The 9,665-nt window shown below is 74.7% G+C and carries 2 protein-coding genes; both read left to right on the forward strand.

Annotated features, from left to right (window positions below; genetic code table 11):
- Window positions 1–1,620, forward strand: a 1,620-nt coding sequence (locus tag AXW62_RS36865; protein ID WP_159061040.1) for a type I polyketide synthase, incomplete at its 5' end; no start/stop codon positions are given.
- A 41-nt stretch (window positions 1,621–1,661) separates the two neighbouring features.
- A partial coding sequence (locus tag AXW62_RS36870) for a type I polyketide synthase (RefSeq protein WP_159061041.1) occupies window positions 1,662–9,665 on the forward strand: 8,004 nt, incomplete at its 3' end.

The following is a 9,665-nucleotide window of genomic DNA, read 5'->3' on the forward strand; positions in this document are numbered from 1 at the left end:
GGAGTCCGCTACCACGCGTATGACCTGATCGCCGACGCCGGTCCGGAGCGGATCGGCGAAATGCTGGGGACGCTGGGCGAGTTGTTCGCCTCGGGGGTGCTGGAGCCGCTGCCGGTGCGGGCGTGGCCGCTGAGCCGGGCGCGTGAGGCGTTGCGTTATCTCAGTCAGGCCCGGCACACCGGCAAGCTGGTGCTGGACGTTCCCGCCGCGGTGGACCCGGAGGGCACCGTACTCATCACCGGCGGCACCGGCACACTCGGCGCCCTGGTCGCGGAACACCTGGTCCGTGCCTGGAGCGTCCGCCATCTGCTGCTGGTCAGCCGTACCGGCCCCGACGCGCCCGGGGCAAAGGAGCTGACGGCCCGCCTCGCGGACCTGGGGGTCCACGTACGCGTCGTGGCGCGCGACATCGGCGACGCCGCCCAGGTGGCCGAGGTCCTCGCGGGCGTCGACCCGGACCACCCCCTGACCGGTGTGGTGCACGCGGCGGGGGCGCTGGACGACGCGATGCTTCCCTCGCAGAACCCGAAGCGCCTGGCGCGGGCCTGGGCGGCGAAGGCCGCGGCCGCCGCCCATCTGCACACCGCCACCGCGCGTCAGCGGCTGGGCCTGTTCGTCATGTTCTCCTCCTTCGCCTCCGATCTCGGCACTCCCGGACAGGCCAACTACGCCGCTGCCAACGCCTTCTGCGACGCGCTGGCCACCCGCCGCCAGGCGGCCGGGCTTCCCGGACTGTCGGTGGCATGGGGTCTCTGGGCGGCCACCAGCGAGCTCACCGCCCGACTGGCCGACGCCGATCTGGCCCGGATCGGCCGTCTGGGCATCAAGGCCAACAGCACGCGGGAGGGACTGGCGCTGCTGGACGCGGCCTGCCACCACGGCCATCCCCATCTGCTGGCGCTCCACCTGGACACCGGCTCCCTCGCCGCCCAGTCCCCCAGCGGCCTGCCCACCCCGCTGCGGGCCCTCGCCACCGCCGGCGGCAGCGCACGGGCCCGGCCGGCCGCGGCCGAAGCCGGGCAGACTACCGACTGGACGGGCCGGCTCAGGGGACTGCCACTCGCCGAACAGCACCGGCTGCTGCTCAACCTGGTCCGTACCCACGCGGCCACGGTGCTCGGCCACGCCGATCCGGGTGTGGTGCGGCCGGACGCGTCGTTCAAGGACCTCGGCTTCGACTCGCTGACCGCCGTCGAACTGCGCAACCGGCTGGCCGCGGCCACCGGACTGCGGCTGCCCGCGGCCCTCGTCTTCGACCACCCGGAGGCGGCGGTGCTGGCCGAGCACCTGCGCCGGGAGCTCTCGCCGGGCCATGAGCCGGGCCATGAGCCGGGCGACGAGCCAGGCGACGAGCCGGGCGATGACCCGGCCGCCGCGGGCCCCGACATGCGCCACCCCGTCCTCGGTGAACTGGTCAGACTGGAGAACAGCCTGTCCGCCGTCGCCGCGGGGGACGTGAACGCCGGTGCGGTCACCGCGCGGCTGGAGGCCGTGCTGTCGAAGTGGAAGGCGATGTGCTCGTCGGCGGAGGCGGCCGACGGCAACGCCGTGGAGCGGTTGCAGGTGGCGACCGCCGATCAGGTTCTGGAATTCATCGACAACGAACTTGGCCTGTCATGAACAACGTGGCGCGCCCTTCGCTGAAGGCCGGGTGACCCTCTGTGACGCACGCTCAGGAAGAGAAACTGGTCGACTATCTGCGGCGCGTGGCAGGCGATCTGCACGAGACGCGTCAGCGGCTGCGCGAGATGGAGGATCGCTCCCAGGAGCCGGTGGCCGTGGTCGGCATGGCCTGCCGCTATCCGGGCGGTGCCGACTCGCCCGAGGCGCTGTGGTGGCTCCTCGCCGCCGGCGCACACGCGATGACGGAGTTCCCCGCCGATCGCGGCTGGGACCTGGAGGGACTGTTCCACCCGGACCCCGACCACCCCGGCACCAGCCACGCCCGCGAGGGCGGTTTCCTCCATGACGCCGACCGGTTCGACCCCGAGTTCTTCGGGATCAGCCCGCGTGAGGCGCTGGCGATCGACCCGCAGCAGCGGCTGCTGCTGGAGGTGTCCTGGGAGCTTCTCGAACGCGCCGGAATCGACCCCGTCTCGCTGAAGGGCACCGCCACGGGCGTGTACGCGGGAACCGCGCTCCCCGGCTTCGGCACCCCGCACATCGAGAAGAGCGCCGAGGGCTATCTGGTGACGGGCAACGCGCCCAGTGTGCTCTCCGGCCGGATCGCCTACACCCTCGGCCTGGAGGGCCCGGCGGTCACGGTGGACACGGCGTGCTCGTCCTCACTGGTGTCGATGCATCTGGCCTGCCAGGCGCTCCGGCAGCGCGAGTGCACCCTGGCCCTGGCCGGCGGGGTGACGGTGATGGCCCTGCCGAACGTCTTCACCGAGTTCTCCCGGCAGCGCGGTCTGGCGCCCGACGGCCGGTGCAAGGCGTTCTCCGCCGACGCCGACGGCACCGCCTTCTCCGAGGGCGTGGGCCTGGTGCTGCTGGAGCGGCTGTCCGACGCGCGGCGCAACGGGCGCCGGGTGCTCGCGCTGATCCGGGGCTCGGCCGTCAACCAGGACGGTGCCTCCAACGGGCTGACCGCGCCGCACGGCCCCTCCCAACAGCGCGTCATCCTCCAGGCGCTGGCGAACGCCCGGCTGTCCCCGGCCGAGGTGGACGTGGTCGAGGCGCACGGCACCGGAACGCGCCTCGGTGATCCCATCGAGGCCCATGCGCTGCTCACCACCTACGGCCGGGACCGGCCCGACGGCCGGCCCCTGTGGCTGGGCTCGGTCAAGTCCAACATCGGCCACACCCAGGGCGCCGCCGGCGTGGCCGGTGTGATCAAGATGATCATGGCGATGCGGTACGGGACGCTGCCCGCCACCCTCAACGTCGGACAGCCCACGCCCCACGTCGACTGGGGCACCGGGGCGGTACGCCTGCTCACCGAAGCCGTCGACTGGCCGCGTGGCGAGCGGCCCCGGCGGGCCGGGGTGTCCTCCTTCGGCATCTCCGGGACCAACGCCCATCTGCTGCTCGAACAGCCCCCCGCCGACGTACCCCTCGCCGACGCACCTCCCGTCGACATACCCCTCGCCGACGTATCCCCCGCCGACGCACCTCTCGCCGACGTACCTCCCGCCGAAGTACCCCGCGACGACGCACCCCCCGTCGACGTACCTCCCGCCGACGCACCCCCCGCCCCGGACCGCGGCCCCGGGCCGACCGCGGCGGACCCCGCACCGCCACCGGTCCGCCCGCTGCCCTGGGTGGTGTCCGCCCGTACCGGCCAGGCGTTACGGGACCAGGCCGAGGCCCTCGCCGCACATCTCACCGCCCACCCCGGGCTGCCCGCCGCCGATGTGGGCTGGTCGCTCGCCCGGACCCGCTCGGCCTTCGAACACCGGGCCGTGGCCATCGGCGCGGACCGTGACGAACTGCTGGCCGCCGTACGGGCCCTGGCCGACGGCCGGAGCCACCCCGGGCTGATCCGGGCCACGGCGGCGGCCCGCTCCGGCGGTACCGCCCTGATGTTCACCGGACAGGGCAGCCAGCGCCCCGGTACGGGACGTGCGCTGTACCGGACGTTCGAGGTGTTCGCCGCCGCTCTCGACGACGTCTGCGCCCGTCTGGATCCGCTGCTCGGCCGCTCGCTGCGCGACGTCCTCTTCGCCGCGGAGGACACCGACCAGGCGCGGGCCCTGCACGGCACCGGTCTGACCCAGGCCGCCCTCTTCGCCCTGGAGACCGCGCTGTTCCGGCTCATCACGTCGTTCGGCCTCACTCCCTCGTTCCTGACCGGCCACTCCGTGGGCGAGCTGGTGGCCGCGCACGCGGCGGGCGTGTTGTCCCTGCCGGACGCCTGTGAACTGGTGGCCGCCCGCGGCCGGCTGATGCAGGCGCTGCCCTCCGGCGGCGCCATGGCCGCCGTCGAAGCCACCGAGGAACAGGTCCTCCCGCTGCTCGCCGGCCGTGCGGACCGGGTGGCGCTCGCCGCGGTCAACGGTCCCGCGTCGGTGGTGGTGTCCGGAGCCGCCGAAGACGTCGAGGAGATCGCCCGCACCCTGAAGGAGCGGGGGCACCGCACCAAGCGGCTCCGCGTCAGCCACGCCTTCCACTCGCCGCTGCTGGACCCCATGCTCGACGACTTCCGCGACGTGGCGCGGCGGCTCACCTACCACGCACCGCGCATCCCGGTGATCTCCAACGTCACCGGCCGGCAGGCCGGCCCCGAGGAGCTCCGCGACCCCGAGTACTGGGTACGCCACGTCCGCCGGCCCGTACGGTTCCACGACGGGCTGCGCACCCTCCACGGCGAAGGCGTGACCCGGTATCTGGAACTCGGTCCGGACGCCGTCCTCACCACCATGGCCCAGGACGCCCTTGCCGCCGCGCCCCCCGGAACACCCGGCACTGGACACGGCCCGGACACCCCCGGCCCGGCACCCGTGTTCGCCACCGCCCTGCGCCCCGGCCGCGACGAGCCCCGTACGCTGCTGACCGCGCTCGCCCTGACCCACATCGACGGCGCCACGGTCGACTTCGCCACCGCCCTCCCGGAGGACGCGGGCCGGGTCGACCTGCCCACCTACCGGTTCCAGCGGCAGCGCTACTGGCGGCCCGTCCCCCACGCCACCGCCGACGTACGCGCCGTCGGCCTCGGCCCCACCGGCCACCCCCTGCTCCAGGCCGCCGTGGAGACACCCGACGGCGGGCTGCTGCTCACCGGACGTCTGTCCCCGCACACCCACCCCTGGTTCGCCGACCACACCATCGCGGACCGCGTCCCGCTGCCCGGTACGGCCCTGCTGGAGCTGGCCCTGCTCGCCGCCGCCCGCACCGGCTGCGAGCTGGTCGAGGACCTCACCCTGGAGACACCGCTGCTGCTGCCCGCCTCCGGCGCGGTACGCGTCCAGCTCGCCGTCACCGCGCCCGACGACACCGGACGGCGGACCGTCACCATCGCCTCGTGCCCCGCCGCCGACGGCGACGACGACCCGGACCCCGCGGCCTGGCGCCACCACGCCACCGGCGCACTGACCGGAACGGCCGCACCCCCGCCCGCCGCGGAGCCGCCCACCACGGCCTGGCCGCCCGCCGGGGCCGTCCCGGTCGACGTGGCGGACCTGTACCAGCGCCTGACCGCCCGGGGATACGCCTACGGGCCCGCCTTCCGCGGACTGCACACTGCGTGGCGGCTCGGCGAGGAGATGTTCGCCGAGGTGCGCCTGGCCCCGGAGCGGCGCGGCGAGGCCGACGCCTACGGAGTGCACCCCGCCCTGCTCGACAGCGCCCTGCACCCGCTGGAGGAGCTGTGGGGCGGCGGCCGGGTGCCGGACGGCCCGGACGCCACCGTCAGACTGCCGTTCTCCTTCAGCGGGGTGCGGCTGTTCGCCCCCGGCGCCACCCGGCTGCGCGTCCGCATCACCCCGACCTCCCCGGACACCGTCGCCCTGAGACTGACCGACGACCACGGCGCGCCCGTCGCCACCATCGGCTCGCTCGGGCTGCGGGAGGTCCCCGCCGGACGCTGGCGCTCCGCCCGCGCCGGCACCTTGGACGCCCCCCTGTACCGCCTGGACTGGCAGCCGTACCCGGTCCCCGCCGGGACGGCCACGCCCACGGAGCGCTGGGCGGTCCTCGGAGCGCGGGAGCCGGACCCGGCCCTCCCGGCGTACCCGGATCTGGCCGCCCTGCGGGCCGCCCTCGACGACGGACAGCCGGCCCCCGACGTCGTCGTCCTCTCCTGCCCCGGCGCACCGGACCCGCGGGCGGACCCGGACCGGACGCCCGCCCGGGTACGCGCGACGGTCCATCATCTCCTCGGCACCCTGCGCGACTGGCTGACGGACGAGCGGTTCAGCGGGGCCCGGCTGGTCATCGCCACCCGCGGCGCGGTCGCCACCGGGCCCGGGGACGCCCCCGCCGACCTGGCCACCGCGCCCGTATGGGGTCTGGTACGCGCCGCCCAGGCCGAACACCCGGAGCGCGTCTGGCTGCTCGACCTGGACGACGACACCGCGTCACGCGATGTGCTGCGCACCGCGCTGCCCGCCGCGGTGGCCGGTGCCGAAACGGAGCTGGCGGTACGGGCGGGAGCGGTCCATGTGCCACGTCTGGTCAGGGTCCGCCCCGGCCGGGACGACACGCCCCGCGCCCTCGACCCGGACGGCACGGCCCTGATCACCGGCGGCACCGGGGCGCTGGGCCGGCTGGTCGCCCGGCACCTGGTCACCGCACACGGCGTCCGCCATCTGCTGCTGGTCAGCCGGCGCGGCGGCATCACCCAGGACATCGACGCCTTCGCGGACGAACTGACCGCCCTGGGAGCGGCAGAGGTCCGCGTCGCCGCGTGTGACGCGGCCGACCCCGAGGCACTGGCCGCCCTGCTCACCACCCTCTCCGAAGCGCATCCGCTGACGGCCGTCGTGCACGCCGCGGGGGTGCTCGACGACGGCGTGGTCACCTCCATGACCCCCGGGCAGCTCGACACCGTACTCGCCCCGAAGCTCGACGCCGCATGGCATCTGCACCGGCTGACCCGGACCATGGATCCGGCCGTGTTCGTGATGTTCTCCTCCGCCGCCGCCATCATGGGCAACGGCGGCCAGGCCAACTACGCCGCCGCCAACATGTTCCTCAGCGCCCTCGCCGAGCACCGCCGCGCCGAGGGACGGCCGGCCCACGCGCTGGCCTGGGGGCTGCTGGCGTCCGCCGGTGGCATGACCGGCCACCTGGACGACGCCGACCTCGCCCGGATGGCCCGCTCCGGCATCGCCCCCGTCTCCGCCGAACAGGCGCTGACCCTGTTCGACACGGCACTCACCACCGGCCATCCCACGCTCGTCCCCGCGCGGTTCGACCTCGCCGCGCTGCGCACCCGGGCCGCCGCCGGGCCACTGCCGCCCGTGCTGCGACGGCTGGTGCCCGTCCCCGCGAGGGCACAGCGCGACACCTCCTGGTCCGGGCGGCTGGCCGGGCTGCCCACCGAGGAGCAGGACCGGCTCATCGGAGAGCTGGTACGCGATCAGATCGCCACCGTGCTCGCCCATCCCGCGCCCGAGGCCATCGAACCGGGCCGGGCCTTCCAGGACCTCGGCTTCGACTCGCTGACGGCGCTGGACCTGCGCAACCGGCTCAACGCGGCTACCGGCACCCGGATCCCCGCCACCGTCATCTTCGACCATCCGACCCCCGACGCCCTCGTGCGCTTCCTGCGGGAGCGACTGGCCGGCGCACCGGCCGGCACACCGCCCCCGCCGCCGGCCACCGCCGTGGCGGCCGACGACGATCCGATCGCCATCGTCGGCATGGCCTGCCGCTATCCGGGCGGGGTCGGCTCGCCCGAAGAGCTGTGGCACCTGGTGGCGGACGGCGTGGACGCGATCGGCGAGTTCCCCCGGGACCGCGGCTGGGACCTCGCGGGCCTCTTCGACCCCGACCCGGACCACATCGGCACCAGCTACGCCCGCGAGGGCGGGTTCCTCTACGAGGCCCCGCGGTTCGACGCCGAGTTCTTCGGGATCAGCCCGCGCGAGGCGCTGGCGACCGACCCTCAGCAGCGGCTGCTCCTGGAGACCGCGTGGCAGGCGTTCGAGAGCGCCGGTATCGACCCGGTGAGCCTGCGGGGCAGCCGCGGCGCGGTGTTCACCGGAGTCATGTACGACGACTACGGCAGCCGCTTCCTGGGCCGCACCCCGGAGGGGGTCGAGGGCCGGCTGATGACCGGCAGCACACCGAGCGTCGCCTCCGGCCGGGTGGCGTTCACCTTCGGCCTGGAGGGGCCCGCGGTGACGGTGGACACCGCCTGCTCCTCGTCGTTGGTGGCCATGCATCTCGCGGCACAGGCCCTGCGGCAGGGGGAGTGCACCCTGGCCCTGGCCGGCGGGGTGACGGTGATGGCCACGCCCAACACCTTCGTGGAGTTCTCGCGGCAGCGCGGACTGGCCCCCGACGGGCGGTGCAAGCCGTTCGCGGCGGCGGCCGACGGCACCGGCTGGGGCGAGGGCATCGGCCTGCTCGTCCTGGAGCGGCTGTCGGACGCGCGCCGCGACAGCCGTGAGGTGCTGGCGGTGATCCGCGGGTCGGCGGTCAACCAGGACGGCGCGTCGAACGGGCTGACCGCCCCGAACGGGCCCTCGCAGCAGCGGGTGATCCGCCAGGCCCTGGCCGCCGCACGCCTCTCCCCGGCGGATGTGGACGCCGTGGAGGCCCACGGCACGGGGACCACCCTGGGCGACCCCATCGAGGCCCAGGCGCTGCTGGCCACGTACGGGCGGGAGCGGGCCGGGGACCGGCCGCTGTGGCTGGGCTCGGTCAAGTCCAACATCGGTCACACGCAGGCGGCGGCGGGCGTGGCCGGTGTGATCAAGATGGTGATGGCGATGCGCCACGGGCTGCTGCCCGCCTCGCTCCACATCGACGCCCCCAGCCCGCATGTGGAATGGGACGACGGGGGAGTACGGCTGCTGACCGAGGCGGTCCCGTGGCCACGGGACCGGCGGCCCCGGCGCGCGGCCGTCTCCTCCTTCGGCATCAGCGGCACCAACGCCCACGTGATCCTCGAACAGGGCCCCGAGCAGGTCCTTGACCAGGGCCCCGAGCAGGTCCCCGACCAGGCACCCCACCGGGCCGAGGACACGGAGCGGAAGCCGGAAGCCGAGCCCGAGGGCCGCCGGGTGGTGCCGTGGGTGCTGTCCGCGCGGGGGCCCACGGCGCTGCGCGACCAGGCGCGGGCGCTGGCCGCGCGGCTGGCCACCGGCCCCTCGGCCTCGGCCGTCGAGGTGGGCTGGTCCCTCATCCGCTCCCGTACGGTCTTCGACCACCGGGCCGTGGTGGTCGGGGACAGCCGCGCCGAGCTGATGGCGGCCGTCGAGGCCCTGGCGGCAGGCGAAACACATCCGGGCGTGGTGCACACGGGCGCGGTGGCGACTGCCGGTGGTGTGGGTCCGGTGCTGGTGTTTCCGGGTCAGGGTTCGCAGTGGGTCGGGATGGGAGCTGGGCTGCTGGATGTCTCGCCGGTGTTCGCGGCGCGGGTGGGGGAGTGTGAGCGGGCGTTGGCGCCGTATGTGGAGTGGTCGCTTGGTGCGGTTCTGCGGGGTGTGGAGGGTGCGGGGGATGTGGGGCGGGTGGATGTGGTGCAGCCGGTGTTGTGGGCGGTGATGGTGTCGTTGGCGGCGGTGTGGGCCGAGTACGGGGTGTGTCCTGCGGCGGTGGTGGGTCATAGTCAGGGTGAGATTGCGGCGGCGGTGGTGGCGGGGGTGTTGTCGCTGGAGGACGGCGCGAGGGTGGTGGCGCTGCGGAGCCGGGCGCTGCGGCGGTTGGCCGGTGGTGGGGCCATGGCCTCGTTGGCGTTGGGTCGTGAGCGGGTGGAGTGGCTGTTGTCCGGGCTTGGCGATCGGGCCGCTGGGGTGGTGGTGGCCGCTGTGAATGGCCCGGCGTCCAGTGTGGTGTCCGGGCCGCCGGGGCAGGTGGCCGCGGTGGTGGCCGTCTGCCGGGACAGCGGTGAACGTGCCCGGATGATCGAGGTGGATTATGCCTCGCACAGTCCGCAGGTTGATGGGATTGCGGGGGAGCTTGCCGAGGTGCTCGGGGGAGTGGAGCCGGTCGGGGGGCCGGAGTCCGGGTCGGGGGTGGTGTTCTACTCGACGGTGACCGGTGGGCGGGTCGAT

The organism is Streptomyces hygroscopicus subsp. hygroscopicus (assembly GCF_001553455.1).
In the GTDB taxonomy this organism is placed as follows: Bacteria; Actinomycetota; Actinomycetes; order Streptomycetales; family Streptomycetaceae; genus Streptomyces; species Streptomyces hygroscopicus.